Origin of the sequence: Bifidobacterium sp. SO4, from assembly GCF_018555355.1 — a bacterium.
GTDB classification, from domain to species: Bacteria; Actinomycetota; Actinomycetes; order Actinomycetales; family Bifidobacteriaceae; genus Bifidobacterium; species Bifidobacterium miconisargentati.
On the sequence record NZ_JAFEJP010000002.1, the window covers coordinates 105,033 to 121,889 of the forward strand.

At 62.5% G+C, this 16,857-nt stretch carries 25 protein-coding genes; 24 read left to right on the top strand and 1 reads right to left on the bottom strand.

From position 1 onward, the window contains the following. Position 1 precedes the first annotated feature (1 nt). The 22 genes from rpsC to rplQ all read left to right on the top strand — a co-directional run bounded on the left by rpsC (position 2) and on the right by rplQ (position 11,663). Positions 2–799 (top strand): 30S ribosomal protein S3, encoded by a 798-nt coding sequence (gene rpsC, locus JS536_RS01920; protein WP_214355565.1) that lies wholly within the window; start codon positions 2–4, stop codon positions 797–799. A gap of 6 nt (positions 800–805) precedes the next feature. Then, positions 806–1,225, top strand: a complete 420-nt coding sequence (rplP, locus tag JS536_RS01925; protein WP_109057478.1) for a 50S ribosomal protein L16 — start codon at positions 806–808, stop codon at positions 1,223–1,225. Next, positions 1,225–1,476 carry a 50S ribosomal protein L29 gene (gene rpmC, locus JS536_RS01930; protein ID WP_109057477.1) on the top strand — a complete coding sequence of 84 codons (252 nt, stop codon included), beginning with the start codon at positions 1,225–1,227 and terminating at the stop codon, positions 1,474–1,476. The genes rplP and rpmC overlap by 1 nt, the downstream gene beginning before the upstream one ends. Before the next feature lie 2 nt (positions 1,477–1,478). Continuing rightward, positions 1,479–1,739, top strand: coding sequence for a 30S ribosomal protein S17 (gene rpsQ / locus JS536_RS01935; RefSeq protein ID WP_094666732.1), 261 nt, complete (start codon positions 1,479–1,481; stop codon positions 1,737–1,739). 112 nt (positions 1,740–1,851) lie between these two features. Next, positions 1,852–2,220, top strand: coding sequence for a 50S ribosomal protein L14 (gene rplN, locus JS536_RS01940; protein ID WP_003829893.1), 369 nt, complete (start codon positions 1,852–1,854; stop codon positions 2,218–2,220). 1 nt (position 2,221) lies between these two features. After that, complete coding sequence (gene rplX, locus JS536_RS01945) at positions 2,222–2,557, top strand: 50S ribosomal protein L24 (protein WP_094666734.1); 336 nt, start codon at positions 2,222–2,224, stop codon at positions 2,555–2,557. After that, positions 2,554–3,129 carry a 50S ribosomal protein L5 gene (gene rplE, locus JS536_RS01950; RefSeq protein WP_109057476.1) on the top strand — a complete coding sequence of 192 codons (576 nt, stop codon included), beginning with the start codon at positions 2,554–2,556 and terminating at the stop codon, positions 3,127–3,129. The genes rplX and rplE overlap by 4 nt, the downstream gene beginning before the upstream one ends. Before the next feature lies 1 nt (position 3,130). After that, positions 3,131–3,316, top strand: a complete 186-nt coding sequence (locus tag JS536_RS01955; protein ID WP_003814530.1) for a type Z 30S ribosomal protein S14 — start codon at positions 3,131–3,133, stop codon at positions 3,314–3,316. 91 nt (positions 3,317–3,407) lie between these two features. After that, positions 3,408–3,806, top strand: coding sequence for a 30S ribosomal protein S8 (rpsH, locus tag JS536_RS01960; protein ID WP_003829896.1), 399 nt, complete (start codon positions 3,408–3,410; stop codon positions 3,804–3,806). A 17-nt stretch (positions 3,807–3,823) separates the two neighbouring features. After that, positions 3,824–4,363: a 50S ribosomal protein L6 gene (gene rplF, locus JS536_RS01965; protein WP_214305096.1), complete on the top strand. Its 540-nt coding sequence runs from the start codon at positions 3,824–3,826 to the stop codon at positions 4,361–4,363. A gap of 1 nt (position 4,364) precedes the next feature. Then, positions 4,365–4,736, top strand: coding sequence for a 50S ribosomal protein L18 (rplR, locus tag JS536_RS01970; protein WP_109057474.1), 372 nt, complete (start codon positions 4,365–4,367; stop codon positions 4,734–4,736). Then, the gene (gene rpsE, locus JS536_RS01975) at positions 4,733–5,464 is read left to right on the top strand and encodes a 30S ribosomal protein S5 (RefSeq protein WP_214355566.1); all 732 of its coding nucleotides are present in this window, start codon (positions 4,733–4,735) and stop codon (positions 5,462–5,464) included. Before rplR ends, rpsE begins: the two co-directional genes overlap by 4 nt. Positions 5,465–5,469: 5 nt before the next feature. Beyond that, positions 5,470–5,655: a 50S ribosomal protein L30 gene (rpmD, locus tag JS536_RS01980; RefSeq protein ID WP_094666801.1), complete on the top strand. Its 186-nt coding sequence runs from the start codon at positions 5,470–5,472 to the stop codon at positions 5,653–5,655. Between the two features lie 2 nt (positions 5,656–5,657). After that, positions 5,658–6,110, top strand: a complete 453-nt coding sequence (gene rplO / locus JS536_RS01985) for a 50S ribosomal protein L15 (protein WP_109057472.1) — start codon at positions 5,658–5,660, stop codon at positions 6,108–6,110. 277 nt (positions 6,111–6,387) lie between these two features. Next, complete coding sequence (gene secY / locus JS536_RS01990; RefSeq protein WP_214355567.1) at positions 6,388–7,725, top strand: preprotein translocase subunit SecY; 1,338 nt, start codon at positions 6,388–6,390, stop codon at positions 7,723–7,725. 166 nt (positions 7,726–7,891) lie between these two features. Next, a complete protein-coding gene (locus tag JS536_RS01995; protein WP_214355568.1) occupies positions 7,892–8,452 on the top strand; it encodes an adenylate kinase in 561 nt (186 codons plus the stop codon). 189 nt (positions 8,453–8,641) lie between these two features. Further along, positions 8,642–8,860: a translation initiation factor IF-1 gene (infA, locus tag JS536_RS02000; RefSeq protein ID WP_003808114.1), complete on the top strand. Its 219-nt coding sequence runs from the start codon at positions 8,642–8,644 to the stop codon at positions 8,858–8,860. Between the two features lie 22 nt (positions 8,861–8,882). Next, positions 8,883–8,996, top strand: a complete 114-nt coding sequence (gene rpmJ / locus JS536_RS02005; RefSeq protein ID WP_003814578.1) for a 50S ribosomal protein L36 — start codon at positions 8,883–8,885, stop codon at positions 8,994–8,996. Positions 8,997–9,143: 147 nt separating this feature from the next. After that, entirely contained in the window at positions 9,144–9,521 is a 378-nt protein-coding gene (gene rpsM, locus JS536_RS02010; protein ID WP_014484255.1) for a 30S ribosomal protein S13, read from the top strand. Positions 9,522–9,607: 86 nt separating this feature from the next. Further along, positions 9,608–10,009 carry a 30S ribosomal protein S11 gene (gene rpsK / locus JS536_RS02015; protein WP_034527262.1) on the top strand — a complete coding sequence of 134 codons (402 nt, stop codon included), beginning with the start codon at positions 9,608–9,610 and terminating at the stop codon, positions 10,007–10,009. A gap of 78 nt (positions 10,010–10,087) precedes the next feature. Then, positions 10,088–11,083 (top strand): DNA-directed RNA polymerase subunit alpha, encoded by a 996-nt coding sequence (locus tag JS536_RS02020; protein WP_109057469.1) that lies wholly within the window; start codon positions 10,088–10,090, stop codon positions 11,081–11,083. Between the two features lie 97 nt (positions 11,084–11,180). Further along, positions 11,181–11,663, top strand: a complete 483-nt coding sequence (rplQ, locus tag JS536_RS02025) for a 50S ribosomal protein L17 (protein ID WP_214355569.1) — start codon at positions 11,181–11,183, stop codon at positions 11,661–11,663. 279 nt (positions 11,664–11,942) lie between these two features. Here rplQ and JS536_RS02030 read toward each other — a convergent pair whose 3' ends face one another. Then, positions 11,943–12,857: a tRNA pseudouridine synthase A gene (locus JS536_RS02030; protein ID WP_214355692.1), complete on the bottom strand. Its 915-nt coding sequence runs from the start codon at positions 12,855–12,857 to the stop codon at positions 11,943–11,945. 297 nt (positions 12,858–13,154) lie between these two features. Between JS536_RS02030 and JS536_RS02035 the strand changes: the two genes are divergently transcribed. Both JS536_RS02035 and JS536_RS02040 read left to right on the top strand, forming a co-directional pair. Beyond that, on the top strand, positions 13,155–15,335 hold the full coding sequence (locus JS536_RS02035; protein WP_214305101.1) for a circularly permuted type 2 ATP-grasp protein: 2,181 nt from the start codon (positions 13,155–13,157) through the stop codon (positions 15,333–15,335). A gap of 109 nt (positions 15,336–15,444) precedes the next feature. After that, complete coding sequence (locus JS536_RS02040) at positions 15,445–16,245, top strand: transglutaminase family protein (protein ID WP_214355570.1); 801 nt, start codon at positions 15,445–15,447, stop codon at positions 16,243–16,245. Positions 16,246–16,857 lie beyond the last annotated feature (612 nt).

Below are 16,857 nucleotides of genomic sequence, written 5' to 3' on the forward strand. Positions count from 1 at the left end.
GATGGGTCAGAAGATCAATCCGTTTGGCTACCGTCTGGGCATCACCGAGAACCACCGCTCCAAGTGGTTCTCCGACTCCAACAAGGCCGGCGAACGCTACCGCGACTTCGTGCTTGAGGACGATCAGATCCGCAAGGAGATGAACAAGGACCTCGAGCGCGCCGGCGTGAGCAAGATCGTGATCGAGCGCACCCGTGACCGCGTCCGCGTCGACATCCACACCGCCCGTCCGGGCATCGTGATCGGTCGCCGTGGCGCCGAGGCCGAGAAGGTCCGCGCCAAGCTGGAGAAGATGACCGGCAAGCAGGTTCAGCTCAACATCTTCGAGGTCAAGAACGCCGCGCTGGACGCCCAGCTCGTCGCTCAGGGCATCGCCGAGCAGCTGACCAACCGCGTCACCTTCCGTCGCGCCATGCGCAAGGCCCAGCAGGACGCCATGCGCGCCGGTGCTAAGGGTATCCGCATCAAGCTCTCCGGCCGCCTCGGCGGTGCGGAAATGAGCCGTTCCGAGTTCTACCGTGAGGGCCGCGTTCCGCTGCAGACCCTCCGCGCCCTCATCGATTACGGTTTCTTTGAGGCCAAGACCACGTACGGCCGCATCGGCGTCAAGGTCTGGATCTACAAGGGCGACATGACCGAATCCGAGTTCGAAGAGCAGCAGGCTCAGCAGAACAACAACCGCCCGGGCCGTCGCGGCGATCGCCGTCCGCGCCGTGGCAACCGTTCTGCCGCCCCGCAGGCTGCCGAGGCCCCGAAGGCCGAGGCTCCCGCTGCCGAAGCTGCAGAGACGAAGGAGTGAGCAAGAATGCTTATCCCCAAGAGGACTAAGTACCGCAAGCAGCACCGCCCCGTGCGTTCTGGCATGTCCAAGGGCGGCAACGAGATCAACTTCGGTGATTTCGCCATCCAGTCCCTCGCCCCGGCCTACGTGACCAACCGTCAGATCGAAGCCGCCCGTATCGCCATGACCCGCTACATCAAGCGTGGTGGCCGCGTGTGGATCACGGTCTTCCCGGATCGTCCGCTGACCAAGCACGCCCTCGGCGCCCGAATGGGTTCCGGTAAGGGTGCCCCGGAGTTCTGGGTCGCCAACATCCGTCCCGGTCGTGTGATGTTCGAGATCGGTGGCGTGTCCGAGGATGTCGCTCGCGAGGCCCTGCGCCGCGCCATCGACAAGCTCCCGATGAAGTGCCGCATTATCGCACGTGAAGGTGGTGATATCTGATGGCAGTCGGTACCGCTGAGTACTCCATCAAGAATCTCAACGAGAAGACCAACGAGGAGATCGAGGGCTTCCTGAAGAAGTCCAAGGAAGAGCTGTTCAACCTGCGCTTCCAGTCCGCCACCGGTCAGCTCGATAACACTGCCCGTCTCAAGGCCGTCAAGCACGATATCGCCCGCATGTACACCGTGCTGCGCGAGCGCGAGCTTGGCATCAGCCAGGAGCCGGCCGCTACCGAATCCAAGGAGAAGTGATTATGGCTGAAGAGCGTAACTTCCGTAAGGTTCGCCGCGGCTACGTCGTGTCCGAAGCCATGGACAAGACGATCACCGTCGAGCTCGAGAAGCGCGCGACCCACCCGCTGTACGGCAAGGTTGTGCGTACCACCAAGAAGGTCAAGGCCCATGATGAACACAACGAAGCCCACGTTGGCGACCTCGTGAGTATCATGGAGACTCGTCCTCTGAGCAAGACCAAGCGCTGGCGTCTCGAGTCCATCATCGAGCGCGCCAAGTAAAAACAAGTTCGGCAAGGCTCGCCGTCCACCGGGCGCGGTTAGATAGATGTTCTGTGCGTTTATCCGACCGCGCCCGGTGTGCGGGGAGAACCAGCTCGGCTAAGGAGAATCAATGATTCAGCAGGAAACGCGGCTTCATGTCGCCGACAACACGGGTGCGAAGGAACTCCTCGCCATCCGCGTGCTCGGCGGATCGAAGCGACGCTATGCCGGCATCGGCGACGTGATCGTCGCCTCCGTCAAGGATGCGATCCCTGGCGGGTCGGTCAAGAAGGGCGATGTGGTCAAGGCCGTCGTCGTCCGTACTGTCAAGGAATCCCGTCGTGCGGACGGTTCCTACATCAAGTTCGACGAGAACGCCGCCGTCATTCTCGGCTCCGGCCGTGAACCGAAGGGCACTCGTATCTTCGGACCGGTTGGTCGTGAACTGCGTGAGCACAAGTTCATGAAGATCGTGTCCCTCGCCCCGGAGGTGATCTGACATGGTAGCCAAGATCAAGAGCGGCGACCTGGTGAAGGTCATCCGCGGCAAGGACCGCGGCAAGGAAGGCACCGTCAAGCAGGTGCTGCCGAACGACCGACTGATCGTCGAAGGCGTGCAGATCGTCAAGAAGCACGTGCGCGCCACGCAGCAGGGCCAGCAGGCTGGCATCGTCTCCGTCGAGGCTCCGATCCATCGCTCCAACGTGATGGTCATCGACCCGGAGACCAAGCAGCCGACCCGCGTGGGCGTCACCATCAAGGAAGAGGCGCGTGACGGCAAGGTGAAGACCGTGCGCGTGCGCGTCGCCAAGAAGTCCGGAAAGGAGCTGGCATGACCGATACTACCGTCGTCGAAGCGCCGGCCACCCCGCGCTTGAAGGTCAAGTACAACGAGCAGATCATTCCTGAGCTGGAGAAGGAGTTCAAGTACTCCAACCCGATGCAGGTCGCTCGTGTGCAGAAGGTCGTCGTCTCCATGGGTGTCGGTGCCGCCGCTCGCGACTCCAAGCTCATCGAAGGCGCCGTCAAGGACCTCACCGTGATCACCGGTCAGAAGCCGAAGATCACCAAGGCCAAGAAGTCCGTCGCTCAGTTCCACCTGCGTGAGGGCCAGGCCATCGGTGCGTACGTCACCCTGCGTGGCGACCGCATGTGGGAGTTCCTGGATCGTCTGCTGACCCTGGCGCTGCCCCGTATCCGCGACTTCCGCGGCATCAACGGCCACCAGTTCGATGGCCAGGGCAACTACAACTTTGGTCTCACCGAGCAGTCCATGTTCCACGAGATCGATCCCGATTCGATCGATCACGTGCGCGGTATGGACATCACTGTGGTGACCTCCACCAAGGACGACAAGGAAGCCTACGCGCTGCTCAAGCACCTCGGCTTCCCCTTCAAGGAGAACTGATATGGCAAAAACCGCTCTGAAGAACAAGGCGGCCGGCAAGCCGAAGTTCAAGGTTCGCGCCTACACGCGCTGCCAGGTTTGTGGTCGTCCCCACTCCGTCTACCGCAAGTTCGGCCTGTGCCGCATCTGCCTTCGTGAGAAGGCTCACCGCGGCGAGCTGCCCGGCGTTACGAAGTCCAGTTGGTAAACATCGACGCTGAAGGTCCGCGGCCCGATCGCTTCCACAAGTGAAGCGTGAGGGCGGCGGAAACCATAGCGAGAAAGGGCAACAAGCCCAAATGACAATGACAGATCCGATCGCAGACATGCTGACTCGTCTGCGTAACGCGAGCGCGGCTAAGCACGAAACCGTGGATATGCCGTACTCCAAGTTCAAGGCGAACATCGCCGAGATCCTGAAGCGTGAAGGCTACATCAAGGACTTCACCGCCAAGGAAGCCAAGGTCGGCCAGACTCTTGAGGTCACCCTCAAGTACGGTCCGAACGGTGAGCGTTCCATTCAGGGCATCAAGCGCATCTCCAAGCCGGGCCTGCGTCGCTACGCCAAGTCCGACTCCCTGCCGATGCCGCTCGGTGGCCTGGGTATCGCCATCATCTCGACCTCCTCGGGACTGCTGACTCAGAAGGAATGCCTCGACCGAGGCATTGGCGGCGAGATTGTCGCCTTCGTGTGGTGAGAAAGGAGAGCTGAAACATGGCATCGCATATTGGTAAGCTCCCCATCGCCATCCCTGCTGGCGTGGAAGTCACGATCGAGGGTCAGTCCTTCTCCGCCAAGGGCGCCAAGGGCTCTGACTCCTACACCCTGCCGGAAGGCATCACCGCCGCCGTCGAGGGCAACGAGATCATCGTTACCCCGGCCGACGACCTGCGTCCGACCCGTGCCAAGCACGGTCTGGCCCGCTCCATCATGGCCGGTATGGTCAAGGGCGTGCACGATGGCTACTCCAAGACCCTCCAGATCGTCGGCACCGGTTACCGCGCCGTCGCCAAGGGCCAGGGCATCGAGTTCTTCCTCGGCTACTCCCACACCATCACCGTCAACCCGCCTGCCGGCATCACCTTCGAGGTTCCGAACCCGAACACCGTGATCGTCAAGGGCACCGACAAGCAGACCGTGGGTCAGGTCGCCGCCAACATCCGCAAGCTGCGTGCTCCGGAACCCTACAAGGGCAAGGGCATCAAGTACGCTGACGAGCACATCCTGCGCAAGGCTGGAAAGGCTGGTAAGTGATATGAGCGTCAAGATTCTCGGAAAAGGCAAGAAGGTCGCCCTCAAGCGCCGTCACGCACGTATCCGCAAGCGTATCTCCGGTACCCCCGAGCGTCCGCGCCTGGTGGTCACCCGCTCCAACCGCCACATGGTTGCCCAGGTGGTCGACGACACCAAGGGCATGACCCTCGTGTCCGCCTCCACCCTGCAGGCCGACTTCGCCGGCTTTGAGGGCACCAAGGTCGAGGCTGCCAAGAAGGTCGGCGAGCTGATCGCCGAGAAGGCCAAGGCCGCCGGCATCACCGAGGTCGTCTTCGACCGCGGTGGCAACAAGTACACCGGTCGCGTCGCAGCCGTTGCTGAAGGCGCCCGCGAGGGAGGTCTTGCACTGTGAGCGACAACGAAACGAAGGAAACCCAAGTGGCTGAAGAGACTCAGAACACTGTGGCGACCGAATCCAACAACGAGGGCCGCAAGGGTCGTCGTGGCCAGCGCGGCGAAGGCCGTCGCGGCGAGCGTCGCAACCGTCGTGAGGAGAACCACGGCGACGAGCTGCTCGATCGCGTGGTGACCATCAACCGCGTGTCCAAGACCCACAAGGGTGGCCGTACCTTCAGCTTCGCTGCCCTGGTTGTGGTCGGCGACGGCAACGGCACCGTTGGTGTCGGCTACGGCAAGTCCCGTGAGGTCCCGGCCGCCATCGCCAAGGGCCAGCTTGACGCCAAGAAGCACATGTTCACTGTGCCGCGCGTCAAGGGCACCATCACCCACCCGGTTCAGGGTCACGACGCCGCCGGCACTGTCCTGCTGCGTCCGGCCGCTCCCGGTACCGGTGTAATCGCCGGCGGTTCCGTGCGCGCCGTCATGGAGTGCGCGGGCATCACCGACGTCCTGTCCAAGTCGATGGGCTCCGCCACCGCCGTCAACGTAGTGCGCGCTACCGTCGACGCCCTCAAGCAGCTTGAGGAGCCCGAGGAGATCGCCGCCCGTCGTGGTCTGGCCCTCAACGAGGTCGCTCCCGACGCTCTGCTGCGTGCTCGCGCCGAAGGCATCGCCGAGGCCCGCAAGGCTCGTGAAGAGGCTGCCGCCAAGGCCGCTGCTGACGAGAAGGATGGTGAGTGATTCCCATGGCTAAGAACCTGAAGATTACCCTGCACCACGGCATCGTGAACCGTACCCCGGCTCAGCGCGCCACCGTCAAGACCCTCGGCCTGAACAAGATCGGCAAGACCGTCGTCCGTCCGGACACCCCGGCCAACCGTGGTCTGGTGAACGCCGTGCGTCACCTGGTCACCGTCGAGGAGGTTGACTGATTATGGCAGATAACGAGATCCTGCAGATGCATGACCTGAAGCCCGCCCCGGGCGCCAACCGCGATCGCATTCGCGTTGGCCGCGGTGAAGGCTCCAAGGGCAAGACCGCCGGCCGTGGCGCCAAGGGCCAGACGAAGCGTTACCACGTTCGTCCGGGCTTCGAAGGTGGCCAGCTGCCGCTGTACATGCGCCTGCCGAAGCTGCGTGGCTTCAAGAACCCGTTCAAGGTCGAGTTCCAGGTGGTCAATATCGCCAAGCTCGCTGAGGTCTTCCCTCAGGGCGGCGAGATCACCGCGGCCGACCTGGTCGCCAAGGGTGTTGTGCGCAACAACGCCCCGGTGAAGGTCCTGGGCGAAGGCGAGACCACCGTGGCGTTCACGCTCAAGGGCGTGAAGGCTTCGGCTTCCGCCAAGGCCAAGATCGAAGCCGCTGGCGGCTCCGTCTCCGAGGACTGAGCGTCCTTAGGGGCACAATAGCCTGATAGTGGCCCCCGCCCGCCAATCGGTGGACGGGGGCCACTACGCATAAAAGGCGGTCATTCTGAGCGCAGTGGAGCACCGGCGACTCGCCCGCGCATCCGCAGCTGCCTCACCTCGTTCAGCATGACAGAGATACCATCCAGCAAACATCCACGAGACATATGGTGGCCTAAGTAGGCCCGTTAGACTATGCTCGTTTGATAGTTTGTGTAATTTCGCACGCCCGAGGGGGCGTCATAGGGAGGAAACCCAGGTGAGGACACTAATCCAGGCCCTGAAGACCAAAGAGCTGAGGAAGAAGATTCTCTTCGTCCTGTTCATCATCATCGTCTACCGTATCGGCTCGTTCATCCCGACCCCGGGCGTCAAGTACTCGGTCGTTCAGGAGTGCATGGGCAAGATGCAGACCGCGTCCGAGAACTTCATCGGACTGGTGAACCTCTTCTCCGGCGGCGCCATGCTCCAGCTGTCCATCTTCGCGCTGGGCGTCATGCCGTACATCACCGCCTCCATCGTGGTGCAGCTGCTGCGCGTGGTCATCCCGCGCTTCGAGGCCCTGCACAAGGAAGGCCAGTCCGGTGAGGCCAAGCTCACCCAGTACACCCGTTACCTGACCATCGGTCTGGCCGTGCTCCAGTCCACCACCATCCTCGTCACCGCCCGCTCCGGCGCCCTGTTCAACTACCAGTGCGACCAGGTCATCCCGGACGGCTCCGTGTGGAACCTCGTGGTCATGGTCCTCATCATGACCGGCGGCACCGGCCTGATCATGTGGATGGCCGAGCTCATCACCGACAAGGGCATCGGCCAGGGCATGTCCATCTTGATCTTCATGTCCATCTGCTCCGGCTTCCTGCCGCAGCTGTGGGAGATCGGCTGGGGCACCAACGGCACCGATGGCGATTGGGCCAAGTTCGGCATCGTCGTCTCCGTGCTCGTGGTCATCCTCATCTTCGTCGACTTCGTCGAGCTGTGCCAGCGCCGCGTGCCGGTGCAGTACACCCGCCGCATGATCGGCCGCAAGATGTACGGCGGCTCCTCCACCTACCTGCCGCTCAAGATCAACATGTCCGGCGTTATCCCGCCGATCTTCGCCTCCTCGATCCTGGCCATCCCGACCCTGATCGCCCAGTTCGGCAAGTCCGACCAGTCCTGGGTCAAGTGGATCAACTCCAACCTGGCGAACACCACCTCCGTGTGGTACATCGCGCTGTACGCGCTGATGATCGTGTTCTTCTGCTTCTTCTACACCTCGATCACGTTCAACCCGGACGAGACCGCGGACAACATGAAGCAGTACGGCGGCTTCATCCCCGGCATCCGCGCCGGCAGCGCCACCTCCCGCTACCTGACCTACGTCATGAACCGACTCAACACTGTCGGTGCGGTCTACCTGCTGTTCGTGGCCCTGATCCCGACCGTGCTCATCATGGCGCTCGGCCTCAACACCCAGCTGCCGTTCGGCGGCACCACCATCCTGATCATCGCCGGCGTGGGCCTCGACACCCTGCGCCAGGCCAAGGCCCAGACCGAGCAGTTCCAGTACACCGGCTTCCTGCTCGAGAACGTGGACCACAAGGAAGGCAAGTAAACCTTTTACCTCGGCTCCCCTTGCCAGGGGAGCTGTCAGCGACAGCTGACCGAGGGGTAGTCCACAGGCCTGAATGCAGAGCCCAAGGACTACCCCTCAGTCTCGCTACGCGAGCCAGCTCCCCTGACAAGGGGAGCCAAGTAGTAAGTACGAAAGGAACACCATCATGCGTCTGCTGATCATGGGCCCCCAGGGCGTGGGCAAGGGCACCCAGGCCGCGCTGCTCGCCGAGCACTACGGCATCCCGACCATCTCCACCGGCGACATCTTCCGCTACAACATCAAGAACAAGACCGAGCTGGGTCTTGAGGCCATGAGCTACACGGACAAGGGCGAGCTGGTCCCGGACTCCCTGACCAACAAGATCGTCAAGGACCGTCTGGCCAAGGAGGACTGCGCCAACGGCTGGATCCTCGACGGCTACCCGCGCAACGCCTCCCAGGTCGAGGCCCTCGACGAGATGCTCGCCGAGCTGGGCACCAAGCTCGACCACGTGGTGGCCCTCGAGGCCGGCCGCGATGTGCTGCTGGAGCGTATGAAGAAGCGCGCCGCCGAGCAGGGCCGCGCCGACGACACGCCGGAGGCCATCGCCAAGCGCCTGGAGACCTACGAGAAGGAGACCGCCCCGCTGCTGGACACCTACAAGTCCCGTGGCCTGCTAGTCGCCGTCAACGGCGTCGGCGAGATCGACGAGATCAGCAAGAAGATCATCGCCGAGCTCGGCTGATTGCCGATTTTGCCGGTTGCCGGTCGGTTGGCTGATCGGCCGAACAGCCCGGCCGGATAGCATATTTTCCAACAGATGCCCCTTTGCGACACGCCGAGTGCCGCAAAGGGGCATCTGCGTATATAGTTATAGGTTGGTGTGTCTTCGTACACGTCATAGTAATCATCCAAGGATAGGACACTGAGGCGCATGGCAAAAGACGGTGTGATTGAAGTCGAAGGTCAGGTAGTGGAAGCACTGCCGAACGCGATGTTTCGCGTAGAGCTCGAAAACAAGCACATCGTGCTCGCCACGATCTCCGGCAAGATGCGTAAGAACTACATTCGCATCCTTCCGCAGGATCGTGTCGTGCTCGAGATGAGCCCCTACGACCTGAACCGCGGACGTATTACGTACCGTTATAAGTAAAGGTACACAGAAAAGGATAACCATGAAGGTCAGCCCTAGCGTGAAGAGGATCTGCGAAAACTGCCGCGTGATCCGTCGTCACGGCCGCGTCATGGTGATCTGCACCAACCCCCGCCACAAGCAGCGTCAGGGCTGAGAGCAGATTCTCCAGCGGCATTAAGTAAACAGGCACTCCCTCACAGTGCTTCCCGTCAGGGAACGACACTGAACCACGGGTACGTAGGCCCGTGCCGGGAAACCGGGCGAGTGGGTGCAAGACCTACGGAAACAAGAAGGAATCGCAATGGCACGTCTTGCCGGAGTCGACATCCCCAATGAGAAGCGCATCGAGATCGCCCTCACCTACATTTTCGGTGTGGGTCGCACTCGTGCCAAGGAAACGCTTGCCGCGACCGGTATCAACCCGGACATCCGCGTCAAGGATCTCACCGACGAGCAGCTGATTACGCTGCGTGACTACCTCGAGGCCAACTACAAGATCGAGGGTGACCTGCGTCGTGAAATCGATGCGGACATTCGTCGCAAGATTCAGATCAACTGCTACCAAGGCCAGCGTCACCGTAAGGGACTTCCCGTGCGTGGTCAGCGCACCAAGACCAACGCCCGCACCCGCAAGGGCCCGAAGCGTACGGTCGCCGGAAAGAAGAAGGCCACCAAGTAGTCGGTGGCATGATCCGGGCCACGGGATGATCCCATCCCATCGCCCGGGCGTCAACAATAAAGTTCGTTACTAGGAAACGAGGGTCAATGGCAGCTCCTAAGCAAGCCGCTCGTAAGCCCGCCCGTCGCCGCGACCGTAAGTCGATCCCGGTGGGTCAGGCTCACATCAAGTCCACTTTCAACAACACGATCATCTCGATCACCGATCCGTCCGGCGCTGTGGTGTCCTGGGCCTCCGGTGGCGATGTCGGTTTCAAGGGCTCCCGTAAGTCCACGCCGTACGCTGCTGGTATGGCTGCCGAGTCCGCCGCCCGTAAGGCCATGGAGCACGGTGTCAAGAAGGTCGACGTGTTCGTCAAGGGCCCGGGTTCCGGTCGTGAGACCGCTATCCGCTCCCTGCAGTCCGCGGGCCTCGAGGTCGGTTCCATCACCGACGTCACCCCGCAAGCCCACAACGGCGTTCGTCCTCCGAAGCGTCGTCGCGTCTGAGCACTCAGCAATACCAATCCATCCAAAACCGCTTAACCGGTGAGTGCACCACCGAGTCAAGCTGAAAGGATAACCACAGTGCTTATTGCACAGCGTCCGACTCTGACCGAGGAATCTCTGAATCCGCAGCGCTCCCGCTTCACCATCGAGCCGCTTGAGCCTGGCTTCGGCTATACGCTCGGCAACTCGCTGCGTCGCACGCTGCTGAGTTCCATCCCGGGTGCTGCCGTGACCTCCGTGCGCATCTCCGGTGCCCTGCACGAGTTCACCACTCTGCCGGGCGTCCAGGAGGATGTCACCGAGATCCTGCTGAACACCAAGGGCATCGTGCTCACCAGCGAATATGACGAGCCTGTGGTCATGTACCTGCGCAAGAGCGGCAAGGGCGAGGCTACCGCCGGGGACATCACCCCGCCGGCCGGCGTCACCATCGCCAATCCTGAGCATCACATTGCGACCCTCGCCGAGGATGGCGAACTCGAGATCGAGTTCACCGTCGAGCGCGGCCGCGGTTATGTGCCTGCCCAGATGAACAAGCAGGATAACGGTGAGATCGGCCGTATTCCGGTCGATTCCATCTACTCCCCGGTGCTCAAGGTGAGCTACAAGGTCGAGGCCACCCGTGTGGAACAGCGCACGGACTTCGACAAGCTCATTCTGGACGTGGAGACCAAGCCCGCCATTTCCCCGCGTGATGCGGTGGCTTCCGCCGGTTCGACCCTGGTGGAGCTGTTCGGCCTGTGCCGTGAGCTCAACACCCAGGCCGAGGGCGTCGAGGTCGGTCCGGCCCCGGTGGCCGAGGAGACCAACCCCGAGATGGCGGTCCCGATCGAGGACCTCAACCTGACGCAGCGTTCCTACAACTGCCTCAAGCGCGAGGGCATCCACACGATCGGCGAGCTCGTCTCCCACACCGAGCAGGACCTGCTCGACATCCGCAATTTCGGTATGAAGTCGATCGATGAGGTCAAGGAGAAGCTGCAGACCCTGGGTCTGAGCCTCAAGTCCTCGCCGATGGCCTTCGACACCAACAATCTCGAAGGTGGCACCTTCTTCTCGCCGGAAGACGAGTGATCTGCCTCTTTCACTAAAACACGTCCGGTGAGTCCCGAGCGGATGTTCGGGCATATGCCCACCTGCCCGGGCTCACGGACAATAAGGAGTTAATCCCATGCCTACACCTAAGAAGGGCCCGCGTCTGGCTTCCAGCCCCGCACACGAGCGCCTCATGCTGGCAAACATGGCGACCAGCCTGTTCCAGAACGGCCGCATCACCACCACGCTGCCGAAGGCCAAGCGCCTTCGTCCGCTGGCCGAGCGCCTGATCACCTTCGCCAAGCGCGGTGATCTGCACTCCCGCCGTCGCGTGATGCGCGTCATCCGCAACAAGTCCGTGGTGCACGTCCTGTTCACCCAGATCGCCGAGCAGATGGAGCAGCGTGAGGGTGGCTACACCCGTATCGTCAAGATCGCCCCGCGCGTCGGCGATGCCGCTCCGGCCGCCATCATCGAGCTCGTCACCGAGCCGGTTGCCAAGAAGGCCGTGGTGAAGGAAGCTGAGGCTGCCACCAAGGTTGCCGACGAGGCTCCGGTTGCTGAGGCTCCGGTCGAGGCCGCTGAGGCCACCGAGGCTCCGGCCGAGAACGCCGAGTGAGCTTGAAGCACAGCATCTAGCTGTTGAAGCTGAATGAGGGTTGGAATCCGTTTGGGTTCCAACCCTCATTGCGTATCCGGCGGTGGTTGCCACTCCATCGCCACTCCACGGTGTGGTATTCGTCGCACGGTGTGGTAATTCCCGCACCGTGCGGTTCGCGGGAACGGCGTTATTATGCGGTTTTGGCGTCTGAGTGCATCTGTTGTCAACCACACGGTGCGGGAATTACCACACCGTGGGAAAGCCGTGATGCATCGGGATCGTACGGAGCATCGCGGATCAGGGGAGTGTGCGGACGGCGCGGATGGCCTCGGCACGGGCGGCAAGCTGGTCGTCGGCCGGATAGGCGATGTGCTCCAGCGTCAGGCCCTGCGGCGCGATCGGCCCACTTGAACCCTCACGCACCGGTTCGGCCATTTTCCCGGCGAACCAGTCCAACGACTTGCGCCCCGAGCCCACCTTCACGCACGAGCCGACTAGGGAACGCACCATATTGCGGGCGAAGGCGTCCGCCACAATCGTGAACACCAGCAGTCCGGACTCCAACGACGGCGTCCGATAGGCCTCGCCCATGGCCAATTCCTCGGGAACCAGGGGAGTGGTTGGTATCCGTCGCCAATACGCGGTCTTGACCTCGCGGATCGTGGTGCCGCCGGGGTTCGGAGTGGCGAACGAACCGAAATCATGAAGGCCGATCGTCATCGCGGCGGCCGTGTTCATCACGTCCACATCCAAGGCCTCGTCCACACGCAGCACACATCCGCGCAGACGCGGGTCCACCTCGCTGGACCGGTCGGCCACACGATACACATACGTGCGCTCCAAAGCGGAGAACCGTGCATCGAACCCATCCGGCGCCACGGACACCCGATGCATCACGATGTCCGCAGGCAGCACGGCCCTGAGCCGGCGGGCCAGAGCCTCGCACACCGGCACATCCATATGACCCTGGCAACGGGCGAGCACCTCCGGCGACACATCCAGATGCGCCACCTGATGCGAGGCATGAACACCGGTATCCGTACGGCCGGCGACCGTGAGCCGCAACGGTTCGTCCGCGTCATCGGCCGGAACGCGCAGCACCTTGTGCAATGCGTCCTCGATGGTGCCCTGCACCGTACGCAGCTCGGGCTGGCGTGCCCAGCCGAAGAATCCGCCGCCGTCATAAGCCAAATCAAGGCGAAGTCGAGTCATCGTCATAGCCCACCATCCTATCGGCATCGGAAGGCATCACGGCCATGCGCATACCCAGGCCCTGCCTGCGCACCTCCCCATGTCCCCGCCTGCGCGCATGCCCAAGTGACCTGCCCGTAACATATCCGCACGTTTGCCGAAACGGGCCCGGCCTAGATTACAAGCAACAGACCCCGTTGCGGTTGGCGTCAGCGCGCTCAAAGCGTCGCCGGTGCCGGCACGAAAGGGGTGGCAGCAAACGCATGCAACGGCCCGAAACGGTCGGACGAGTCACGGCAAAGGCAAGGAGCAGGCAGCATGATCGAATCCGCGGCACAAAAGCTGGCCCACGAACTGGTGAACCGTCGTGAGGCAATCAACCGCGAACTCTCCCGCAACGGCGTACGCTTCGGCATCTACAAGAACGGCGAATACCACGACCGTCTCTTCCCGTACGACCCGGTGCCGCGCATCATCGAATCGGACGAGTTCGACGAACTGGAGAAGGGCCTGAAACAGCGTGTCAACGCCCTCAACGCCTATCTCAAGGACATCTACTCGGACAAGGCCATCATCCACGACGGCGTGATTCCCGAGGAATACGTCTACACCTCCGCCGGCTACTTCCCGCAGGTCAACGGCGTGACCCCTCCCGGCGGCATCTTCGCGCACATCGCCGGCGAGGACCTGGTCCAGGGCGAGGACGGCCGCTGGTGGGTGCTGGAGGACAACCTGCGCATCCCCTCCGGCGCCAGCTACCCGCTGTTCGTGCGCGACATCGAACGTCGCATCTCCCCGCGCCTCTTCCGCGACGTGCACATCCGCGACAACCGCGAATACCCACGACTGCTCAGGAAGGCTATGGACTTCGTCTCCACCGAGGGCATCGCCGTGGTGCTCACCCCCGGTCGCTACAACTCCGCGTTCTTCGAGCACGCCTACCTGGCCGAGAAGACCGGCGCCGCGCTCGCCTTCCCCGAGGACCTCGAAGTGGTGGACAACAAGGTCTACTTCCTCGACTACGCCGGCAAGCGCCACCGCGTGGGCGTGGTCTACCGCCGTCTCTCGGACGAATACCTCGATCCGTTCGCCTTCAACCCCGATTCCGTGATCGGCGTGCCGGGAATCCTGTCCGCGTACCGCTCCGGCAACGTGGCGATCGTCAACGCGCCCGGCAACGGCGCGGCCGACGACAAGGCCATCTACTACTTCGTGCCGCAGATGATCAAGTACTACCTCGGCGAGGAACCGATCCTGCACAACGCGCCCACCTACATGCCGATGTTCGAGGCCGACCGCAAGGAGGTCCTCGACCGCATGGGCGAGCTCGTCATCAAGGACGTGGCCGAGGCCGGCGGCTACGGCGTGGTGTTCGGCTCGTCGCTGGACGCCCAGGCCCGCGAGGATCTGGCCGACCGCATCAAGGAGGATCCGCGCCGCTTCATCGCCCAGGAAGTGATCCAGTTCCGCGACATCGACGTGTTCGACCCCAAGACCGGCGAGATGTCGCCACGCAAGTGCGATCTGCGCGCGTTCGTGGTGACCGGCAAGAACACGCACGTATGGTATTCCGGCCTGACCCGCTACTCGTCCGTGCCCGGCCAGATGATCGTGAACTCCTCGCAGGGCGGCGGCTTCAAGGATACGTGGGTGCTCGCGCCCGAAACCGGTGTGGAGCACGAGCTCGGCGCCGAAGTGCAGGTGGCGAACCTGCTGAGCCAGTCCCGCCGCCACTCGCTGTCCCTGGTGACCGCCTCCAAGGCGGACAACCTGTACTGGCTCGGCCGCTACACCGAACGCGCCTTCACCACACTCAACCAGTTCTTCCCGTTCTACGACCGCGTGATGGACACCGATGTGGACGCCTTCCGCCCGTTCGCCCACGCGCTCGACCTGCCGGAGGACTTCGAGGACTTCGACGAGTTCGTCAAGAACTTCCTGTACGACGGCAACAACCCCGATTCCGTGCGTTCCGCCGTGACCGCCGCGTTCAACAACGCCGTGATCCTGCGCCCGGAACTGAGCTCGCGCCTGCTGCAGTACGTGGAACTGTCCATGACCAATATCACTGACGCCGCCAAGAACGCCGCAAGCGCCGAGGACCTGTACAACCACCGCGACATCGCCGACGACATGCTCGCCTTCTGGGGCGGCATCGAGAACTCGTCCGTCGAGCCCACGCTCAAGGCGTTCGTGTTCATCGGCAAGTACCTGGAACGCATCGACCTGTACACGCGCTTCGGCCTGTCCATGGAGGAGATGGAGGCCCCGCTGCGCAAGCTCGCCTCCTACTCGATGGTGCTGGACGGCATGCCGCTGCCGAGCTGCTTCGCCGACGGCCTGAGCTGGCTCGTGGGACAGCTGCCCGCCCGCGGCTACCAGGAGGTGGCCACCCTGCTCAAGCAGTATCTGGATGATTATTCCGGGCGCATCAGCGCTCTGGCCATCAAGGACATGGGCTCGCTGAGCGCGATGAACATGGACGCCAAGCGGCCCTGACCGGAGCCCCTGACAGACGGAAATGCTATGGTGGTACACACGACCGTTGTTCATTAGCCGGTTCGTGCCCACCATGGCACAGGTTGTTTGATTTTCCGCAGGAGACGCCTTGAAGAAACTCGTGTTCGATTATGAGATGAAGCTCTCCTTCAGCTCGCCGGTCACCGATCATCGTTTCCAGCTGCGCTGCATTCCCGCCACTGGTCCGAGACAGCAGGTGATCGACGTCGAGGTGAAGCTCACTCCCGAAACCGAGCTGGAAACCACCATCGATTCCTTCGATTCCGTGGTCATGACCGGGTTCATCCCCGAACCGCACGACGTGTTCAACTATTCGGTCACGGGCATCGCATTCGTGGACAACGCGCATATCAAGACCGAGATCTACAAGCCGCTCTACCGTTTCAACTCCGCGCTCACCATCCCCGGACCGTGCGTGGAGGCCATGATCGGCGTGTGCCGTGAACGTCTGGGTGGCCTGCCGTCCTCCGCCACGCCCGTCGAACGGGCCAGCGAGGTGATGGACGAGGTCTACAAGGCCTTCGTGTACACCCCCGGCTCCACCACGATCCGCACCACCGCCGAAGAGGCGTTGGCCCAACGCAAGGGCGTGTGCCAGGATTACGCGCATGTGATGCTGTCCGTATGCCGTCACGTGGGCCTGACCGCCCGATACATCGCCGGCCTCTTGGGTGGCGAAGGCGCCACGCACGCCTGGGTGGAGGTCTATCAGGACGGCCGATGGGTGGGACTCGACCCCACGCACAACCGTCTGGTGGACGACAACTACATCACCATCGCCCACGGCCGCGATTACCGCGACTGCATGCTCGACATCGGCATCTTCTCCGGATACAACGTCGAACAGCACCAGTGGGTCAACGCCTCCGTGCACGAACAGATGTCGTAGTTTTCTTGGCTCCCCTGTGCTTTACCTTGGCTCCCCTTGTCAGGGGAGCTGGCATGCGTAAGCATGACTGAGGGGTAGTCAGCAGTTCGGGAATGTTCCAGCTCTGACTACCCCTCAGTCGGCTTCGCCGCCAGCTCCTCTGCAATTAAGGACGAACTTTCGTTCGCATTTTGATGGCTCGACTGTCGTCTCGCACATTGCCTACAAACAGCTCTGCTGTTTGCTTCACGGCAATGTCCTTCAAGGGGAGCCAAGAAAAGTGTTGACGAGCGAAACATGCCTGCGCTATAACTGGGCCCGGTATTTGAAGGGAAGCGCATAGCAGGGGACATGAACGACAACGTGAGCGAATCGGCATCATCGGCATCATCGACACCAGAGACTCCGAACAACGGCACCGGCCAGACCAGCCGTACGGCTCCGGCCACCACCAACGACCCGACCATCGTCAGCAGCAAACACGGCCGCGGCTACGGCCGCATGCACACCATCGACAAGCGACGTGCCATCCACCCGGACAACCCCCGTCTCGCCGTGGACCACCCGGACGTCAACATCCTCGACGCCGAGGCCCTGGCCCACCGTACCGATCTGGACGGTTCCGAGGCCGAA